Source organism: Oculatella sp. LEGE 06141, assembly GCF_015207605.1.
GTDB lineage: Bacteria > Cyanobacteriota > Cyanobacteriia > Elainellales > Elainellaceae > Oculatella.
In genome coordinates, this window is record NZ_JADEWO010000021.1 from 79,682 (window position 1) to 98,618 (window position 18,937).

12 protein-coding genes are annotated in these 18,937 nt (G+C 47.5%); 6 read left to right on the forward strand and 6 right to left on the reverse strand.

The annotated features are described in order from the left end of the window. Window positions 1-119 precede the first annotated feature (119 nt). The 3 genes from IQ268_RS15740 (at window position 120) to IQ268_RS15750 (ending at window position 5,680) form a co-directional block, all read left to right on the forward strand. A complete protein-coding gene (locus IQ268_RS15740) occupies window positions 120-1,808 on the forward strand; it encodes a sodium:solute symporter family protein (RefSeq protein WP_193880770.1) in 1,689 nt (562 codons plus the stop codon). A 1,057-nt stretch (window positions 1,809-2,865) separates the two neighbouring features. Next, a complete protein-coding gene (locus tag IQ268_RS15745) occupies window positions 2,866-4,311 on the forward strand; it encodes a DHA2 family efflux MFS transporter permease subunit (RefSeq protein WP_228035411.1) in 1,446 nt (481 codons plus the stop codon). 358 nt (window positions 4,312-4,669) lie between these two features. Then, the gene (locus IQ268_RS15750; RefSeq protein ID WP_193880772.1) at window positions 4,670-5,680 is read left to right on the forward strand and encodes a calcium-binding protein; all 1,011 of its coding nucleotides are present in this window, start codon (window positions 4,670-4,672) and stop codon (window positions 5,678-5,680) included. 325 nt (window positions 5,681-6,005) lie between these two features. Here IQ268_RS15750 and IQ268_RS15755 read toward each other — a convergent pair whose 3' ends face one another. After that, a complete protein-coding gene (locus tag IQ268_RS15755) occupies window positions 6,006-7,298 on the reverse strand; it encodes a response regulator (protein WP_193880774.1) in 1,293 nt (430 codons plus the stop codon). Then, window positions 7,288-10,047 (reverse strand): hybrid sensor histidine kinase/response regulator, encoded by a 2,760-nt coding sequence (locus IQ268_RS15760; RefSeq protein WP_193880776.1) that lies wholly within the window; start codon window positions 10,045-10,047, stop codon window positions 7,288-7,290. Before IQ268_RS15760 ends, IQ268_RS15755 begins: the two co-directional genes overlap by 11 nt. Window positions 10,048-10,447: 400 nt before the next feature. Here IQ268_RS15760 and IQ268_RS33415 point away from each other — a divergent pair, with 400 nt between their 5' ends. Next, window positions 10,448-10,840: an IS66 family transposase zinc-finger binding domain-containing protein gene (locus IQ268_RS33415; protein WP_193880778.1), complete on the forward strand. Its 393-nt coding sequence runs from the start codon at window positions 10,448-10,450 to the stop codon at window positions 10,838-10,840. On the opposite strand, the gene IQ268_RS15770 is transcribed toward IQ268_RS33415, so the two are convergent. The 3 genes from IQ268_RS15770 to IQ268_RS15780 form a co-directional block, all read right to left on the reverse strand. Next, window positions 10,830-12,119 (reverse strand): response regulator, encoded by a 1,290-nt coding sequence (locus IQ268_RS15770; RefSeq protein ID WP_193880780.1) that lies wholly within the window; start codon window positions 12,117-12,119, stop codon window positions 10,830-10,832. The genes IQ268_RS33415 and IQ268_RS15770 overlap by 11 nt on opposite strands. 54 nt (window positions 12,120-12,173) lie before the next feature. Further along, window positions 12,174-12,782, reverse strand: coding sequence for a response regulator (locus IQ268_RS15775; protein WP_339383350.1), 609 nt, complete (start codon window positions 12,780-12,782; stop codon window positions 12,174-12,176). 66 nt (window positions 12,783-12,848) lie between these two features. After that, a complete protein-coding gene (locus IQ268_RS15780; RefSeq protein WP_193880811.1) occupies window positions 12,849-16,007 on the reverse strand; it encodes a GAF domain-containing protein in 3,159 nt (1,052 codons plus the stop codon). 972 nt (window positions 16,008-16,979) lie between these two features. Between IQ268_RS15780 and trxA the strand changes: the two genes are divergently transcribed. After that, window positions 16,980-17,300, forward strand: a complete 321-nt coding sequence (trxA, locus tag IQ268_RS15785; RefSeq protein WP_193880814.1) for a thioredoxin — start codon at window positions 16,980-16,982, stop codon at window positions 17,298-17,300. 237 nt (window positions 17,301-17,537) lie between these two features. Here the strand turns inward: trxA and IQ268_RS15790 are convergent, their stop codons facing one another. Further along, entirely contained in the window at window positions 17,538-18,353 is an 816-nt protein-coding gene (locus IQ268_RS15790; RefSeq protein ID WP_193880785.1) for a hypothetical protein, read from the reverse strand. Window positions 18,354-18,570: 217 nt separating this feature from the next. Between IQ268_RS15790 and IQ268_RS15795 the strand changes: the two genes are divergently transcribed. After that, the coding region (locus tag IQ268_RS15795; protein WP_193880788.1) for a protein kinase at window positions 18,571-18,937 on the forward strand (367 nt) is incomplete at its 3' end.

Genomic DNA, 18,937 nt, shown 5'->3' on the forward strand with positions numbered 1-18,937 from the left:
CGTGCGAAATTCGCTGAAAACGTTCATGCTCGCTATCAGCAGCGCCAACGACCATGCAGGATTTTCTCGATTTCAACCTGTTGAGTAGTACTTCAATTTTGATCGTTTAAGGATTAGCAATGTCAGCAGAAGCCTGGACTATTGTCTTAGTCATTCTTTCGTTCATCGTTTATATCTACATTGGTTGGCAATCTCGAGTTCGCGATACCAAAGGTTTTTTTGTTGCCGATCAGGGCGTTCCTGCCCTGGCAAATGGTGCTGCGACTGCGGCAGATTGGATGTCTGCGGCCTCTTTTATCTCGATGGCTGGCATCATTTCATTTCTGGGCTACGACGGTTCGATTTACCTGATGGGTTGGACCGGTGGCTATGTTTTACTAGCACTGTTGCTGGCTCCCTACCTGCGTAAATTTGGTAAGTATACAGTGCCTGATTTTGTGGGCGATCGCTACTATTCAGGTGTGGCTCGGTCGGTGGCCGTTGTTGCCGCTATTTTCATTTCTCTCACCTATGTAGCAGGGCAGATGCGGGGAGTTGGGATTGTTTTTAGCCGATTTCTTCAGGTGGATATCAACACCGGAGTAGTAATTGGCATGGTAATTGTGGCGTTTTTTGCCATTCTGGGTGGTATGAAAGGCATCACCTGGACGCAGGTGGCGCAGTATGGTGTGTTAATCGTTGCCTATCTAATTCCGGCGATCGCTATCTCCAGTCTTTTGACCGGAAATCCCATTCCCCAACTCAGTTTCACCTTTAGTGACATCGTGGAACGGCTGAATGGCATTCAAACCGATCTGGGCTTTCAGGCATATACTGAGCCGTTCGCCAATAAGCCAATGATCGATGTGCTGTTTTTCACGATCGCGCTGATGGTTGGCACCGCAGGCTTACCGCATGTCATTGTCCGATTCTATACTGTTCCTAATGTGCAGGCTGCTCGTCGCTCTGCGGGTTGGGCGCTGCTCTTTATTGCCATTCTCTATACCACAGCTCCAGCGCTGGCAGCGTTTGCCCGCTATAACCTGATCGATAGCCTGCACAATCAGACGGTCGAACAAGTTCAACAATTAGATTGGGCAACTAAATGGGAAACGACACAGTTACTGGCATTTGATGACAAAAATGCGGATGGGCAGTTACAACTGACTCCCGATGAAACAACCAACGAAATTACCATTGACCGAGATATTGTAGTGCTGGCAACGCCTGAAGTTGCACAGTTGGCACCCTGGGTCATTGCTTTAGTTGCAGCCGGGGGATTGGCGGCTGCGCTATCTACTGCATCAGGGTTGTTGCTGGTGATTTCGAGTGCCATTGCCCATGATGTTTACTACCGCATGATCGATCCACATGCATCCGAGGCAAAGCGTTTGTTTCTAGGTCGGATCATGGTGGGGGTTGCTATTGTTGTGGCTGGTTACTTTGGTATCAATCCGCCGGGGTTTGTGGCAGAAGTGGTTGCCCTTGCTTTTGGTTTAGCAGCGTCTAGCTTCTTTCCAGTGATCATTCTGGGTGTGTTTGATAAACGGACGAATCGGGAAGGGGCGATCGCTGGCATGATCACAGGATTGGCGGTGACCAGTCTTTATGTGTTTAGCGTCAAATTTGGGGGAATGACTCCCTGGTTTGGAATTTCAGCCGAAGGGTTCGGTACGGTTGGGATGATTTTGAACTTTACTGTCACCTTTGTGGTGTCACGCTTTACTCCGCCGCCCCCGGCTGAAATTCAGAGGCTGGTTGATGATCTGCGTACGCCAGAACATGCTCCATCTGCCCTATCTGATATCGGTGAAGAGCAGCTCGATTAATGTCGCTCTTGGAAGTTACAAGGCGTTTTGCTGATTCTGTAATAGCCTTCGGACTGAAAAGGTCTGTGACTTCAAGAAGTCACAGACCTTTGAGGCTTTTTTGAGACTTTTTTGAGATTTTAAAGGGTTCAGGCTTTCAGCCGTATTAGCCTCTGATGAGAGGTGCGTGCGTTCTGGTGCGTCCTGGCAACCCATGCTAAAGAGAAGAAAACAGCGCTCGAATAAACACACATCTGCAAGGCTCATTAGGAATAGGATGAAGTAGGAAGTTGTGGAAAGCGTGCTGTAGAAAGATTTTACAGCCATTTTCATTTGCATTCACCATACCCCAACCCCTACACCCATCTTGGTGAGACTGTGGCTTACTCGATTGAGAACTGCTGTAAGAATTGATAGCACCGAGACGCACTGATCCTGATTACGCCCCTCATCAACTTTTTTTTCATCAACAGTGTCAGTGAAGCCGTATAGCCGTTGCGATCGCATCAAAAGAGATAATTGATAGGTTTGAGCCTGAGTCCATCTGCATCTATTAACCTGGCAGCCATTGATCTTAGGGCAAACCGTGTTTGGACTCCGCTCAGCACTCGCTCCCGTGTGGGGTGAGCGGAGTCGAACCCCAATCCCTTATGCCAAATCTTTTATTGCCAGGTTAATACTTCTACCATCAACTCGCGAATTTACTGTCAATTTGTGCTTAACAGAGCTTGATTCTCTCGACTTTACTTAATTGGACAGATGAGAAGAGTTGAGGTATTTTTTACGCTGATGCAACCGTTGCTATGATTTGCCGATTTATCAATTTTTTATTTCCCTTCAAGGAATAAAGCGATACCTGATGGTACACCACATTTATAAACCGGGAGATAGTGAAACCATCGCTTATCAACCACTCATTGATCGGGACGTTGGAGTGTGGACGCATCGATTAACCAAAAAGGCACGCAATTATCGATTTTGGCTAAACAGACAAAGCAACAGAATCGATAAAAGGCATGACAGTTTGAAATCTCGATCGTAAGTGCAACATGTTTAAGCAGGATAGCTTTCTAGATCCATGAATCCTAACACACCCCTTGTGCCTAGCTCATCTCCCCCACCTGCCCGCGCTAAGTGGTGGGTCATGTTAGGTGTAGGGCTAGGCGTTTTAATGTTTACGCTGGATACCAGTATTGTCAATATCGCACTGCCGACTCTAGTAGAAGCATTTCAAACGACCTTTGCCACAGTTGAGTGGGTAGTGTTGAGCTATTTGCTGGTGGTAACTGCTCTGGTTTTGGGAGCGGCGCGCCTGGGCGATATGGTTGGCAAGAAACGCCTTTACCTGGGTGGGTTGATTGTATTTACCATCAGTTCCCTACTCTGTGGGCTATCGCCAGGGGTGGGTTGGTTAATTGGCTTCCGAGCACTTCAAGGGTTTGGAGCAGTGATGATTTCTGCTCTGGGTGCAGCGATCGTAACAGAGGCTTTTCCTGATGCGGAACGGGGACGGGCATTAGGAATTATTGGAGCGGTTGTATCTCTTGGAATTGCCCTGGGTCCAACCGTCGGCGGGGTGCTAATTGGACTATGGGATTGGCGCATGATCTTTTTGGTGAATGTTCCGATTGGGATCTTTGCCAGTTTTGTTGTCGCTCGAAATGTACCCGCAAACCGCTATCCGCTATCCAGTCAAACGTTTGACTGGATGGGTTTAGTCCTGATGACGATCGCCCTCATCAGCTTCGCTTTGGGTATGACTCATGGTCAGGAGGCTGGCTTTGGCCATCCAGTAACGCTGGGTCTGTTGGCGATCGCAGTTGTCGGCTTAACCCTCTTCCTTCGGCTAGAGTCTAAGCTAAATGCTCCCTTGATAGATTTGTTCCTATTCCGCAATCGCCAGTTCAGTCTCAGCTTGCTGATAGGCATTTTAGTTTTTATTGTCATTGCCGGAACGATCTTTATCCTGCCTTTTTTCCTAGAACTGGTGTTGGATTACCCCACGTCCCACGCAGGCTTATTGCTGGCAGTATCGCCTGTTTTGGGCGGAATTGTAGCTCCTTTTTCAGGAAACCTATCGGATCGTTTTGGTACTCGTATCATCAGTCTAATTGGTCTTATATTGATGGTGATGGGCTGTTTGTTCATGAGCACCTTCCATGCTCAAATGACGGATCTGGGATACATTGTCCGGGTTGCACCGTTTGGCATTGGATTGGGAATGTTTCAGTCGCCCAATAACAGTGCCATTATGGGATCGATTCCCCCAGAGCGGCTCGGCATCGCGTCTGGATTACTTTCTCTCACTCGTACATTGGGACAAACAACAGGTGTTCCGCTCCTGGGTGCCATTTTTGCTGGAATGGTGTTAACGCACTCTACAGCAACAGCAGTGACAGAAGCCCCTCCTCAGGCTCTTGTTGCCGGTGTGCAAATGACCCTTAAAATCGCTGCTGCTATCCTGACGATCGCGGTATCAATTGCCTTTCTATTATGGCGATCGCGTCGTTTCACCTCTCGATAATTTATTTGTGGCAGAGGTAAAGCAAAACATTCGCGGCGTCAATTTGTTTGCTGGTGTGGTATGAATACTGATAAGTGCGATCGTCACACCCATCGGTATTTACGGGTTATGCGTCAACAATCAAAGCCAAAGGCGTCCCTGAGGGTACATTGATTAACTTGCGTTCTGTCGTTCTTAACGTATTCTTTATCACCCGCACTCGATGTTACCTTTTACCGAACATCACCTTGCGTTTTCACAATTCCTTGATTGTTTAACCCTCTGAATAATCTCGTAAAATTCGTACATCCACTAATGCTCGGGGCAACGCCCTCAAGCTAGTATAAATTCGCACATCAACCAGATTTAGGGCACCAGTATGTCAGACCACAAACCCCAAGTTAGTATTCTGCTTGATCCAGAGGTGGCAGTAGAGGGAGGTGAAACAACCACACTTTCGTTTGTGTTAGACAAACCTGCTCCAGCAGGAGGATTAGAGGTTCAGTTCCGGGTGACAAGTTCAGATGGAATGCCCGGAGACGGCACCTTTCCCGCATCGCTATTTGTAAATGTCGCTAGCTTTAGACCCGTTGAATTTTTTCCTAATGGTGATGCCATTTTCTCAGCATTGATCACTGAAGGATCTCTGTTCGGAAGCGTTGAAATTGCCTATATTGTAGACGCCATGACAGAGTCACCGGAGGTAGAACCTTTAACGTTGCTACCCAGCGAGCACTACACCATTGATCCATTCAACAGTAAAGCGACGATCGCTATCCTTGATTTTCCAACCACTGCCACGATTGCAGGAACAGATGCTAACAACATTTTGAATGGAACCAGCGCTGCTGAATTCATCAAAGGGTTAGGGGGCAATGATGTCATCTATGGGAACGGTGGTAGCGATATACTCGAAGGCAATGACGGTAACGATACACTGACCGGCTCAGACAGCCGTGAGTTCATTAACGGTGGCAAAAATAATGACACTCTTTACGGCAATGGCGGTAGAGATGTGCTGGTCGGTGGTTCAGGAAACGATTTAATTTATGGTGGTGGCGGTGCAGACCAGATTGAAGGTGGACTAGGAAACGATACCATTTATGTGAACGGGGGGGCAGATATTGTCAACAGTGGAGCAGGATTTGATACCGTTTGGCTAGGATCTGGTCGAGCCACCGTTACGCTCAAAACAGGGAATGGGCATGACACAATAAATGGCTTCCAACTTGATATGACACGGTTCCGAGTCGGTAGCCTTGATGGTCTTTCCTTCGTTGATAGCGCAAAAGGGGCCCAAGTTTTTCAAGGATCTGACTTACTGGCGACTGTTTCCCAGATGTCTGCCGCTCAGTTAGATAGCAATAAGAGCACCATTTTTGTTGTTTGATCCGTATCTAAACATGTCACACTGCTGCTAATTTCGAACGTTACTAACACTAAAGACGCTTTTGGGTAGGTGAAGCATATTCGCCTACCTTTTCACGAAAAAGGCTCCTCAGATGAAGTCGTCTTACAACCATTTTCATTTTCATTCACCACACCCTACACCCTACACCTCACACCTATCTTGGCGAGGCTGTGGCTGACTCGATTGAGAACTGCTGTAAGAGGCTGTTTGAAAGGTGTTAATCACAACTCAAATGCCCTGTAAACCTTCCAATCTGGGAGATTTACAGGGCTAATGCAACTATTTGGTAGGGGTCAAACAACCCTTAAGCCTCGACAGGGATCTGAATGATAAATTCTGTACCTTGACCCAAATCAGACTCTACGTCCAGCGTTCCTCGGTGTTTCTCTACCACAATTTGATGAGAAATTGCCAATCCCAAACCTGTGCCTTCACCTACCGCTTTAGTTGTAAACAGATGGTCGAATATTTTTGGTTTAACGTCTTTTGAGATCCCAATTCCATTATCTCGAATTCGGATCTGCACCTGAGATTGATTGTCAACGGTTTGAGTGTGAAGCGTAATTTGATTAGGACTTTCCTGAATCTCCTCAAAACTGCGCTTTGTGCTTACTTCATCCAATGCATCGATCGCATTCGATAAGATGTTCATAAACACCTGATTGAGTTGTCCAGCATAGCATTCTACTTCAGGTATTTCACCATAGTTGCGAACAATTTCAATCTCAGGACGAAATTCATTCGCTTTCAGCCGATGCTTGAGGATCATTAACGTGCTGTCGATACCATCATGAACATTGAAGGGAATGGGGCGATCGCTATCTAAGCGGGAAAACGTTCGTAAGCTAGTACTGATGTGGCGAATTCGATTCACCCCGTCTTTCATAGATGCGATCAATTGCGGAAAATCTTCCCGTACATAGTCTAAATCTATCTCTTCAATAGTCCTTTGAAGGGTTGGGCTGGGATGAAGCAATTCGGCTTGGTAACCGTCAATTAGCGTCAGCAAATCATAGATATAGGCTTGGGCGGGCTGCAAGTTTCCAGCAATGAAGCTCAACGGGTTATTGATCTCGTGTGCCACCCCAGCCACCAGATTACCCAATGCCGACATCTTTTCGTTTTGAATGAGTTGAAGCTGAGACTGGCGCAGTTGGTTGAGGGTAGTTTGCAACTCCTCTGTTTGTTCTGCCACGATCTGTCCTAGATGCTTGGTGATGTGGTGTAACTGTAGATGAGTGTGAACCCGCGCTAGTAATTCTTGTTCTTGAAAAGGCTTGGTGATGTAATCTACGGCACCCAGTGCAAATCCTTTGACTTTACTTTCGGTATCGGTCAACGCCGTCATAAAGATTATGGGAATACCAGCAGTAGCAGGATTAGATTTTAACTGCTGACAGGTTTCAAAGCCGTCGATACCAGGCATTTGAACATCGAGCAAGATTAAGTCAGGTGGATGAGATTGCACCCGTTTCAGGACACGATCGCCATCGATAGCGGTCACTACTTTGTAGCCTGCTTCCGACAGTGTTTCACTCAGCACTTCTAGGTTGGCAATCATGTCATCAACAATCAAAACCCGTCCTTTACTTGACATGATGCTTCTCCTTTGCCAACTGCTGTTCCAGCAGATCTTCAATTTCTTCAGCTTTAAACTGCTTTGCAAGATGAAGAATAGGAGTGACAAAGCCAATGTAGCGAGCATCGGCTTGAGCCAGTTGTTCTACCCGTATGCGTAACTGTTGTAAGTCTCCTTCCTGTGCCAAGTCCAGCAATGCTGTCATCTCGGTGGTATCCGGCAGTACAATCTCGTCTGAGGGCGTTGCCAGATTCAGTGTTTGGGCAGTCTCATTCACGTTGACTTCATAGCGCCATTTCAGTTCTAAATAGGTAGCCAGCAGGTCAAATAATTCACGTGCTTCCACAGGCTTTGCCAAGAAGTCATCTGCACCTGCTGTCAACGCCATATCTCGATCGGCCTGAGCAACCGATGCTGAAGAGACAATAATCTTCTGATGCTGTAAATCGTCTGCACCGCGCACCTGCTTGAGCATTTCGAACCCATCCATGTTTGGCATTGCTATGTCTGTAATGACAAGATCGGGTTGCTCTTGACGCATCTTTTCGATGCCTTGCTGCCCATCTTCTGCCTCAGCGATTGTAAACCCAAGGGGATGCAGTAAGTTGAATAAGACACTGCGGTTTTCCCAACGATCGTCTACTACGAGAATTCGGCGAGGTACGCCCGTGTAGCCCACGATCTGTTGATCGACATTAGTGGATGTTCGTTGCACCCAATCTGCTGCGATCGGTAGTCTGACACTAAATGAAAAGTCACTGCCAACACCCAGTTGGCTCTTAACCTGGATTATTCCACCCATCAGTTGCACAATCTTTTGGCTGATAGCCAGCCCTAACCCTGTTCCTTCGGCTTGACGTTTGCGATCGCCCACTTGTTCAAACACCTGGAAGAGCTTATCAGTGTCCTCATGGGCAATCCCCATCCCTGTATCTGCCACTTGAAACTGAATTAAGGGGGCAGTCAGGTCTTCCTGTACCACTTCCACACTAAACGTAACGGCTCCTTCATCAGTAAATTTGATGCCATTGCCGATCAGGTTAATTAAAACCTGACGTAAGCGTTTCTCATCGACGAGGATTCCCTCCGGCAAATTGGGAGCGGGATAATACACGAAATCAATCTTCTTCTGCTCTGCCCGAATTTGACAGATTTCAACCACACCCTGAAGGAAGGAAGGAAAATGCAATGCTTTGGGAGTAAGCTCTAGTTTTCGAGCCTCAATTTTAGAGAGATCTAGTACATCATTAATCAGGGTAAGTAAATGCGATCCGCATTGATGAATAATCTCTACTCCACGACGTTCTTTCTCAAGCAGAGCTTTGGAACGACTGAGAATTTGAGCATATCCCAGAATGCCGTTTAAGGGCGTACGGAGTTCATGGCTCATATTCGCCAAAAATTCGCTTTTGGCCTGGTTCGCGCTGTCTGCCAGTTCCTTGGCTTGCTGAAGTTCGGTTGTGCGTTCTGTCACTCGATGTTCCAGGTCTTCGTTTGATTTTTGCAGGGCGACAAACGAATCGCGTAACTGTTGAGTCATGTGGTTGAATGCATACGCCAGCACGCTCAATTCTTTAACGCTAGCCGCTTCGACAGTCTGATCGAGATTGCCACTGGCCACGGCCTCCGATGCCTGGCTCAAACGCTTCAGAGGTTGAGTGATCCAACGGGAGGTATACCAACCCAGTAGCACCGTCACCACCAGCGTTCCAGCGCATAAAAGCAAGGTTGTGCGGGTATTGGCATTGATCTGCTGCATGAAATCCGACTCTGGAACCACAACCACACCCAGCCAATCGATACCACGCTCATCTTGAATTGGTACAACCTGTACAAAGTACCGTTGACCCTCAATGTTAAAGTCAACCGATTGGTTCTCTGCGATGGTGGTGAAGTCACCGAATTCTTGAAGGAGTTGTTGGGCAGTGGATTGAATCAGCAGGTCTTCGGCATTGGTGGCTTGAATACGCTCCAGATCTCTCCCCTTGATAACAAAGGGTTGTGAAATAACGGAGCTGGCGACCAGATCCCCCGATCGTTCCATGATGAACACGGTTCCGGTTTTACCAATCTCAAGCGTTTGAAGAAAATCGTGAATTTGCCCGACCTCAAAGCGAGTCGCACCAACACCCAGCAAAGCATTGGTTTCAGAATAGAGGGGACGGGTCAAACTGGTTGTGATAGCTGACTCATTTGAAACATTGACAAAGAAAGATGTCCAACCGGACTGTTGCTGTTCAATGGCGGTTTGATACCAGGGACGAGTGCGTGGATCAAATTCATCTTCTTTTACCAGTTCAGCGCGTTTACCCTGTTCATCTAACCGATACACTTCACGTTTAGGAACAGCCGCTGCCGTTCCGGTACGAGCCATTAGCTCACCATTAGCCAGTTGTTCCACCAGCACAGAACTGCCATCTGGCAGGGCTACACTAATGGCAATGACTAATTTTTCATCTACTAAACGCCATAGGTATCGTTCGAGTTTGAGTTGATTGGTCAAATCAACTTGATCGGTTTGAATGGCTTCGGAAACCGTATCCAGGACCATGGCTTCCTGTTCTAGTCGGTTCAAAACCTGTTGCTTGGTGCGATCTCCCACCTCTTGGCTCAGTCTCACCGCCAGATCATTAACGGCTTGCTGCCCACTCCGAAACGAAAGATAACCTATCAACCCCACGGCTGCAAAGACTTGAAGTACAAATGGAACGACTAATAGACCTCTAAGAGGTAAGGAGTTGCGCTTTATTAAACTAGGTTGCATCATTGTCTACCGCCCGGATGTGGCAGAGAAGTTGTAAGCTAGAGTACCCCTGATTCACAGAGGACTAACGCAACCATATTCTGGTTCCATCTTGAAACTGAGGGTTGCCTGTTATTTTCGTACGTCAACAGATTAGGAAACGTTCTAAGGTATCCATACAGAGGGTGACGGGCGAAAAGTAGGCAATTTCAGGAAATACTGATAGTCTCAATCCTATGGAAAACCAACCGCCCCATTTTCTTGCCGAGATTTCTGATACCGACTAGGAAAAGACCCTAGAGAGTGTCAAGAGATTAGTGGAGCAATTACTGGAGCGGATTGCGGCTTTAGAAGAGCAGCAAGAGCACCTGGAAGAACAGTTGAAGCGGAACTCGCAGAATTCGTCGCACCCCCTTCACAAGATGTGTTGCCAGGGTTTAAGCCGAAGCCCAAAGAGCAAGGCAAGAAAAGACGGGGAGGTCAACCGGGGCATGAAGGACACTCGCAGAGGTTGTATGCAGCGGAAGAGTGCACTGGGATTGAAGAGCATTACCCCAGCCATTGTTGGGGGTGCGGCGAGGCATTAAGTGGTTCTGATGCAGCACCCCAACGATGTCAAATCGTCGAGATTCCACCCCTGCGTCCAATGGTCGTAGAGCATCGGTTTCATGCCTTGGATTGTCCGAGTTGTGAGGTAAGGACTCGTGCACATGATGGCGCAGTGGTAGATGGCAGTCGGTATGGCGACCGTTTATTGCTAATTTTTCTTCGCCAGTCGCCTGACTCCCTGTACGGATACCTCCCATCTATGCCCTAACTTCCACTTCGATCACGAACTCCGAACCATGTTCGAGGCAGGTTTGATAAGTTAGCTGTCCTTTGTGTAGCCCTGTAATAATTTGATAACTGGTGAACAAACCTAATCCAACCCCTTGTCCGCCCGGTTTTGTGGTAAAAAACGGTTCAAACAAATGAGCTTCATTTTCGGGTGAAATACCGACACCATTGTCTTTAATACTGATCTTAATTTTGTCTGAATCAGCCCTGCTAATGCTAATCCAGAGGGTTGGTTGAAATGAACGGTCGTCGGTGGAGTTCGCTTTTAACGTCACAGCATCGATCGCATTTTGCAGCAGATTGAATAACGCCTGATTAAACAAGGTTGCATGACTCCAGAATAGGGGAACTTCTTCATAGTTTTTCGCAATTGAAATTCTGGTGTTTCCCTGATTTAAAGTGAATTGATAGCGCAGCAGCGTTAAAGCGCTCTCGACACTTTGATGAATCTGGATAGGTTTGATCCCTGATTCGTCTAATCGAGAAAACGTTTGTAATGCCTGTACTACGGAGCGGATTCTTTCTGCTCCGGTTTGAATTGAATCAATTACTTTAGTAAAATCTGATTTCAAAAAATCTAATTCAATCTCTTCTGAAAATTTTTTGATGGGTACCGGTGCAACAGGCAACGCTTCCTGATAAAGCTGAATTAAATTAATTAACTTTTGGCTGTAATCTGATGCGGGTACTAAATTGCCCAAAATAAAGCAAAGGGGGTTATTGATTTCGTGGGAGATCCCAGCTGCAATACGACTGGAATGAATCAACTTCTCTTGTTGAACCAGGTTGGCCTGAGCTTTTTGTAAGGCCGATACCATCTCTTGCAGTTGGTCGTTTCGAGTCTGTAGCTGCTTCTGGAGTGTTTGTAGCGATAGCTGAGTTTGCACCCTTGCTAACACTTCCTCTAACTGAAACGGCTTAGTGATGTAGTCTACACCGCCCACCTGGAATGCTCTAACCTTGTCATTAACCTCATTGCCAGCACTCAGGAAAATGATAGGAATAGAGCTGGTTTTAGCATCATCTTTTAGCTGCTGGCAAACTTCGTATCCTCCCATAACGGGCATATTGATGTCTAGCAAAATTAGATCGGGTGGCAGAGCTTTGGCCGCAGTCAATGCGGCCTGTCCATTGATCGCTTTGCGAACCTGGTAGCGTTGCTCGGACAGAAACTCAGACAAAAACCGAATGTTTTCGAGTTTATCATCAACGATCAGAATATCCGCTATAAATGCACTTATTTCTGCCTGGGTATCCATTAGCTTATGTCTCAAACAGTAGGAGATTCATCTGGTTGTCTGCAATTGGACTGTTCATGATGGGCGATCGCAACTTAAATAAAATGCGGCCAGCCGATCAACTGAATCCATTTCCTGGCTCGTTAGTTCATCCCAAAGTCGCTTCATGAAAACCATCTGGTTGGGTAACTGAGCCAGCGGATCACAGCGTGACTCTGATGGAAGCTGAGCCTGATCGAGCAGGTGGGTCTGGCTTTGCAAACCGGCAGTAAGCTGTTGGATCATTTGGTGAGCGGTGATGATAGTCACTTGATGACGAACACGTGCAAGCACCTCATCCACTTGAAATGGCTTGGTAATGTAATCGGTTCCTCCCACCTTGAACGCTAAGGACTTGGTCGCTGCATCATCGTCTGCACTCAAAAAAATAATAGGAATATGGGCAGTTTCAGGGCTGGATTTAAGCTGTTGGCAAACTTCATAGCCATTTATGTCTGGCATCTGAATATCCAACAAGATCAGGCTGGGTGGTAAAGCATGAATGGCAGTCAGCGCCATTCTAGTACTGGTTGCTTTGCGAGTACAATAGCCATGAGACTCTAATAAACTGGACAAGAGTCGGATGTTTTCTGGAACATCATCCACAATTAAAATGTCTACTTGATTTTCCACTGGATAGTTCACTGGATGTTGTGGCAAATATTCGGGTAGTTGCCCATCATAGAATTTTAACGAGAGCCTAAACGGAGCCTAAACAGTCTCTGAATCGGCTGGTTGAGTGATCTGCATCAACTGGTCAAACTGGTAGCGTTCCACCAATTGGGTTAATGCGTCAATGAGTGAAGCATACTCAGAGGGAATTTGAGCAATGAGTTTAAAGCTAGCCAAATCATTACCCTGTGCGGCAGCATAGCGTAATTGGGCAACCCACTCGGTTGGCATAACTAACAAATCTGCTGCACTGAGGCCAGTACCCGCCTGGGGTGTTAATGAATTGCCGCTACCATCCTGGGTTGAAGCGGCTGTATAAAGGTATTGCACGCCTAACTGATTGGCCAAGGTTTCCAGCAATTTTTCTCGGCGAAACGGTTTGCTGATGAAGTCATCGCAGCCAGCGCTCAAGGAGGCTTGTCGCTGTTTGGCAAAGGCACTCGCTGTCAGGGCAACGATCTTGGTGTGGAAGACGGATCGGACTGTGGCCTCCTGGTTGCGGATGTATCGAGTTGCTTCATAGCCATTGATAATTGGCATATGCATGTCCATAAAGATCAGATGGGGCTGCCACTGCTGCCACAGGGCGATCGCCACCTGACCATTTTCGGCCTCCTGCACATTGAACCCCACGTTGCTCAGCAATTTGCTCAGTAGCAATCGATTAGCAGGGCTATCTTCTGCAATGAGAATGCGGTAGTTGGGTTGTCCGGGTGCGAGGGCAACAACACTACTACCCTGCAACGGAGCCGCAAGCGGCACCGCTTCAGCCACATCAACCTCTATATGAAACATAAAACAACTGCCACTGCCAAGTTCACTACGAACCGTAATTTCGCCTCCCATCAATTGCACAAAGCATTGACTGATTCGTAAGCCCAACCCGGTGCCTTCTCGCGAGTTCTGTCCGGCTCGGGTTTGTTGAAAGGCTTCAAATAAACTGGTTAGTTCTTCATCTGCGATTCCTGGCCCGGTATCTTTGACGGCAAAGAAAAGGGGACGACGCGTCGATGACGAGGAAGACTGACCAAAGGATGCGGCGATCGCCGTACCTCTCATTTCTGCAACTGGTTCGCTGCCAATCTGAAGCGTAACACTGCCCTTCTCGGTAAACTTAATGGCATTGCCCAGCAAATTAATTAAAACCTGGCGCAGTTTGTTTTCATCGGTCTTGATGTACTGTGGTACGGTTTCTCCACACTCAAAATTGAACCATATCCCTTTCGATTGTGCCTTGAGTTGCAGCATTGATTCCAACCCATGCAACAACTGATGCAGGTCAAACTCTGCTTCGTATAAAGCGGTTCGGCCTGCCTCAATTTTGGACATCTCCAACACATCATTAATCAACCCCAGCAAATGTTCGCCACTCTGGTTGATGATGTCAATATAACGTTGATGATTGGAGGTAAGGGAGGGATCGCGCTGCATTAATTGGGTAAACCCCAGAATGGCATTGAGCGGTGTCCGGAGTTCATGGCTCATGTTGGTGAGAAACTCGCTTTTGGCTCGATTCGCAGCATCAGCAGCTTCCTTCGCCTGGTGCAGTTCTTCGGCCTGGTGTTGAGTTTGGGCAAACAGTTCTGCTTGTTGCACCGCAACCCCAAGCTGATTGCCAATTTGGTTGACAATTCGGACTTCCGATTCTTGCCACTGACGAGGCCCATCATTCTGATACACTGCCAACAGTCCCCAGAGCTGGGTACCACAAAAAATGGGGGCAATGATATAAGCCCGCGCCTGTAATTCTGCCAACAGGTCGAGATAGCAAGGCGTGAACCCAGCCTGGTAAATATCGGCAACACAGAAATGGCTATTGGTCTGGTCTAAGTTTCCCTGACTGCTTTGCAGGTACGTGTCACACAACAGCATATCTGTACTGCTGAGACAGGTCGTAACACAACCCGATTGATCGACCGCAACGCGGGTCAGTTCAGGATCGTTGACTCGCGCAGGAATCAGGCTGTTCCACGGCTCTGCCACCGATTCAGACACGACTTCTCCACTCCAATCAGGGTTGAAGCGGTAGATCAAGACCCGATCGCACGCAACCGCCTGCCGTAACTCTGCCGTTGTGGCGCTGAAAATTGATTCCAGGTTCAGGCTCTGGCGCATTTGCAGGATCACGCGGGTCACGGCCTTTTCTCGGTCTGCCATGACCCGCAGCGCCACTTCGGCAGCAATTCGCTCACTAATTTCCGTTTCTAGCGCGGCATTAGTGGTTACCAGTTCGGCAGTGCGCTCCTCTACACGAAATTCCAAATCTTCATAAGCCCGACGTTTATCTTCTTCAGCCCATTTGCGCTGCAACTCGGTAGCAGCTCGTGCCGCAAAGACGCTCAAGAGTGCCTGGGTGCGATCGTCCGCCAACAACGGCTTCATATCGATCACGCAGAGGTTGCCGATTACTTCCTGGTTCACATCCAGCAGGGGCACCCCAACATAGCTCTCTGCCTCCAACCGCTGTAGCAACGGAATACCGGGAAAGGACTGCTGGAGGTTGTTGGGATAGGTACATACCTGTTTACTTCCTACAACCACCTTACAGGGCGTGTTCGCCAAATCATATTCAATGTTGTCTACCAACCGACCGTCATACCACAAGGCAAGGCTACGCAACGCTTCTATCGAGCTGTCAACCGTTTCAAGCACAATCACGCAAGCCACATCAAGGGCAGTTGCCAGTTTTTGTACCAGTGCCGGAAAAAAATCTTTTCCCGTTACAGAAGCTGTTCCAGCAACGATCATTTGCAGGGTTTCTTCGGTTCGCTGTCGCTCGACAACTTGCTTTGCTAGTTCCCGGTTAATCGCTTCTAGCTGCTCTGGAGTTCGCAGGGCTAGAAACTGCGGCAGTAGCTCAACCAGACGTAGAGCGGTATAACATGATACTAAAGCGGTGATGGCTTGCTCCAGTCCCGACAGCCAGTAGTTTGGATGCCAGAGCGTCCAAATATCTAGCAAATGCCCTGTCCCACAGAGAATAATAAATGCGCTAAACAGCACAAATACGTTTGAAAAGGGGATATCGCTTCGTTTGCGGACGAAGTAGAGGAGCATGGCCGGGATGGAAAAGTAGGCGATCGCAATCAATGCATCGCTCACCAGATGCAATCCCACCAACGGCGACTGCCACAGGTAGCAGTGTCCGTGAGGAATATAATAAGTTGACAAGTGAACGTATTGAAATAACTCCAGCATCATTCTCCTTTAGCTGCTCTAACCCAATGTTAGAAGTAGCGCAAGTTGTCAGGTCGGTATAGATAGATTCAACTTCAATGTTTGAACGAAAGCGGTAATCAGCACAACTCATTCTGTTGTAACTGTTTATTACTATTTTGGTCATCAGTTGAACAGCAGAAAATAACGGTGAAAACCTTTACGTTCAGCGACTTGCTTATGTGCATTCTTTCACATTGGAGATGCTCCAGCACAACTGTTCCCTTGAAGAGAAAACTGATACAGGAGAATATTCAACTACCGTGGCACAGCAGAAAAACAACAGTCGAGGTAGATGTTGCCTGATAGGAACGGATCACTATTCAACTCGATGCACCAGGATTAGCAGAGTCGATATAACTCTAAAAAATATACTATGCAAATAAAAAACACGACCTCGACAACCGCGCAACAGTACTGATTCCAATTGTTACATTGGAAGCCCTAAACGACCACCCAAAAGAAATGGCACGCCAGCAACGTTAACCCACCAATACTCTATCCGGCGATAGAGGACATTGCGGTTGAAAGTATCCAAAGACAGAAAAGAGCCTGAATGATGCTCAAACTCCATTCTGTCCTGCCCCAGGTGCAACATTTTGCAGAAGTGAAGTTTTGCACCTGCATTGGCTTGCAAGCACCCAAAATCGAAGGATGAAACCTAATGTAGACGGCTTGCTGCTGTGCCAACACCTGCTGACAGAAAGTACTGACAGAAAGTTGCAGATTGCATAGGTTTAGAACGTTGAGTTTCCAAGCATAGCAACAGCGATCGCTATTGCGGCAACTAGCAACCCAGTCCCACAGACGTACAACAGGCTAGCTTAGACCAACTTAGACCAACGGAGGTACTGCACGGTACCCCATAAACGTGGGATAGTGATAGGGCTTCACGCATTCATGCCGTGAAATTGAGCGATTGGCTCAATGCCCACCACCCCAGGAGGAAACCACATGGGAACCGCCGCTTACGTCCAAGAGAATGAATTTGATGGTCTTTTATCCGACGAAACGATTGTTGTAGTTGATTGCACCGCTAGTTGGTGTGGCCCCTGCCGCAAAATTGCGCCGTTAATTGACCAGTTGGCTGAAGAATACGATGGTCGCGCTAAAGTCGTCAAGCTCGATTTAGACCAAAACAGAGCGATCGCCACTAAGTATTCAGTTCGCAGTATTCCTGCCGTTATGATTTTCAAGAATGGCGAATTGGTTGAGAATCTAGTCGGTGTTGCACCGTATGAAACTTTCACCAATGCACTTGAGAAGCACCTTTAATTAGAAACAAAGGAATTTAGGGAGATCGAAACCGTTTTCCTCCCTAAACCCAAAACCTCAAAACCATCTTCTGAAGGCTACCGTTGTCATTGAACGTGTGTCGTATAGCAATGTCCTGTGCCCTGTTCTATTAAACCCTTGCAATAGCGCTTCAATGAAGGATTGGGGTAAAGCATTGATCGGCAGTTACATTGTAGTAGCCAGACATCGTCAGGTGCATCAATTGCTCCTCTAGTTCTATGTACGTCTTTTGTATCGACTTTGCAGTAGCGCAAGCATCAACAGGATCAGAAGGATGATAGGGAGAGCAGCTTTAAAACCTGCCACTACTGATGTATAAAGACGAGGAGAAAGGAGACAGGAAAATACATCCGGATCTAGCTCTCCACAAACTAGAATCTTTAAAAGCCAATTTCCTGGAAAAGGGCAGAACAGTGAAAATAAAGCAACACTAATCCAGCCCGTTTTTTTAGACACTAAAATAGCTGCGAGAAGTCGATTGGGTTGATTGGAAGTATTGGAAGTATTGGAAGTAATAATACTGTGCGGGATTTGCCTGGCACTTGATTCTTCTCTGTCTATCGCGCTTTTCTGGTCATACCATTGAGCCATGCTTTGACCTGCCAACGCTCCTGTCCATCCAGCAACCACAGATGCCAGCACGGAACTAAAACCGATGAAGACCGCTGTACCAGGGGTCATTGCTTTGGAGGAAAAATACCAAGGCCCAAAGATGGCCGCCCCTGCTCCCGCTGTAGAAGCACTCATAAGTGTCACTATCACATGATAAAGACGAACATCTTTTAATGGGTAAAAGAACAAACACGTTATGGCACCCAACAATAACCCGTTAACCAGCCCCAAGCCTAGCCCCAAGCCAGCACCAACGGTTCCTGTCCAAATGAAAACAAGAAGAGTACAGCCGAAAAGACCACCCAGTAAGCTTCCCGAAATCAGCCCTATTATCCCACTTTGCAAGATGATGTACGTTGCGAGTTGCAGCCTTGGGAGTGGTCTTTGGCTCTTCGGGTTAGATTCGTTATGAGTAGACATTGCTTAAGCTTCATGCCGTGCATGTAGAATTTGGAAGGTTCACGATTTGAGCGCTACCTATTCATGCAAGCAGTAGCTTGCTGTCATACGATTCTGTAGAAGTAACACGGCCACAGGATAGTTTCTAAGCAACGCCATGCGGCAGTACGGATTAATCGCCCCATTTTTGGGAATTCTAGAGGTGATTCTAGCAAACTAGAACCCTCCCCTGGACGACATGCTATCGACAGCCAACGCCTGCTCTATCCCATCACCTCACCTCTCCGGCTACTCCATCGTGGAGCAACTGTACATCGGTGCGCGAACGATCGTTTATCGAGCCGTGCAAACCTCCACCCAGGATTCGGTCATCATCAAACTGCTGCAACAAGACCATCCCAGCTTCAACGACTTGTTACAGTTCCGCAACCAATACACAATCACCAAACACCTCAACCTTCCCGGCATCGTTCGACCGCACAGCCTGGAGGTCTGTGGTCACAGTTATGCCCTGGTGATGGAAGACACCGGAGGGGTTTCCCTGAACCACTACCTCCAAACCCATCCGCTCGGCTTACACGACATCCTGGCGATCGCCATCCAAC

Bases quoted from the DNA above. Each gene is read 5' to 3' on its own strand.
- IQ268_RS15780 (WP_193880811.1), bottom strand. From the start codon at position 16,007: ATGCTGGAGTTATTTCAATACGTTCACTTGTCAACTTATTATATTCCT.
- IQ268_RS15790 (WP_193880785.1), bottom strand. From the start codon at position 18,353: ATGTCTACTCATAACGAATCTAACCCGAAGAGCCAAAGACCACTCCCA.
- trxA (WP_193880814.1), top strand. From the start codon at position 16,980: ATGGGAACCGCCGCTTACGTCCAAGAGAATGAATTTGATGGTCTTTTA.
- IQ268_RS15760 (WP_193880776.1), bottom strand. From the start codon at position 10,047: ATGATGCAACCTAGTTTAATAAAGCGCAACTCCTTACCTCTTAGAGGT.
- IQ268_RS15770 (WP_193880780.1), bottom strand. From the start codon at position 12,119: ATGGATACCCAGGCAGAAATAAGTGCATTTATAGCGGATATTCTGATC.
- IQ268_RS15740 (WP_193880770.1), top strand. From the start codon at position 120: ATGTCAGCAGAAGCCTGGACTATTGTCTTAGTCATTCTTTCGTTCATC.
- IQ268_RS15750 (WP_193880772.1), top strand. From the start codon at position 4,670: ATGTCAGACCACAAACCCCAAGTTAGTATTCTGCTTGATCCAGAGGTG.
- IQ268_RS15745 (WP_228035411.1), top strand. From the start codon at position 2,866: ATGAATCCTAACACACCCCTTGTGCCTAGCTCATCTCCCCCACCTGCC.
- IQ268_RS15755 (WP_193880774.1), bottom strand. From the start codon at position 7,298: ATGTCAAGTAAAGGACGGGTTTTGATTGTTGATGACATGATTGCCAAC.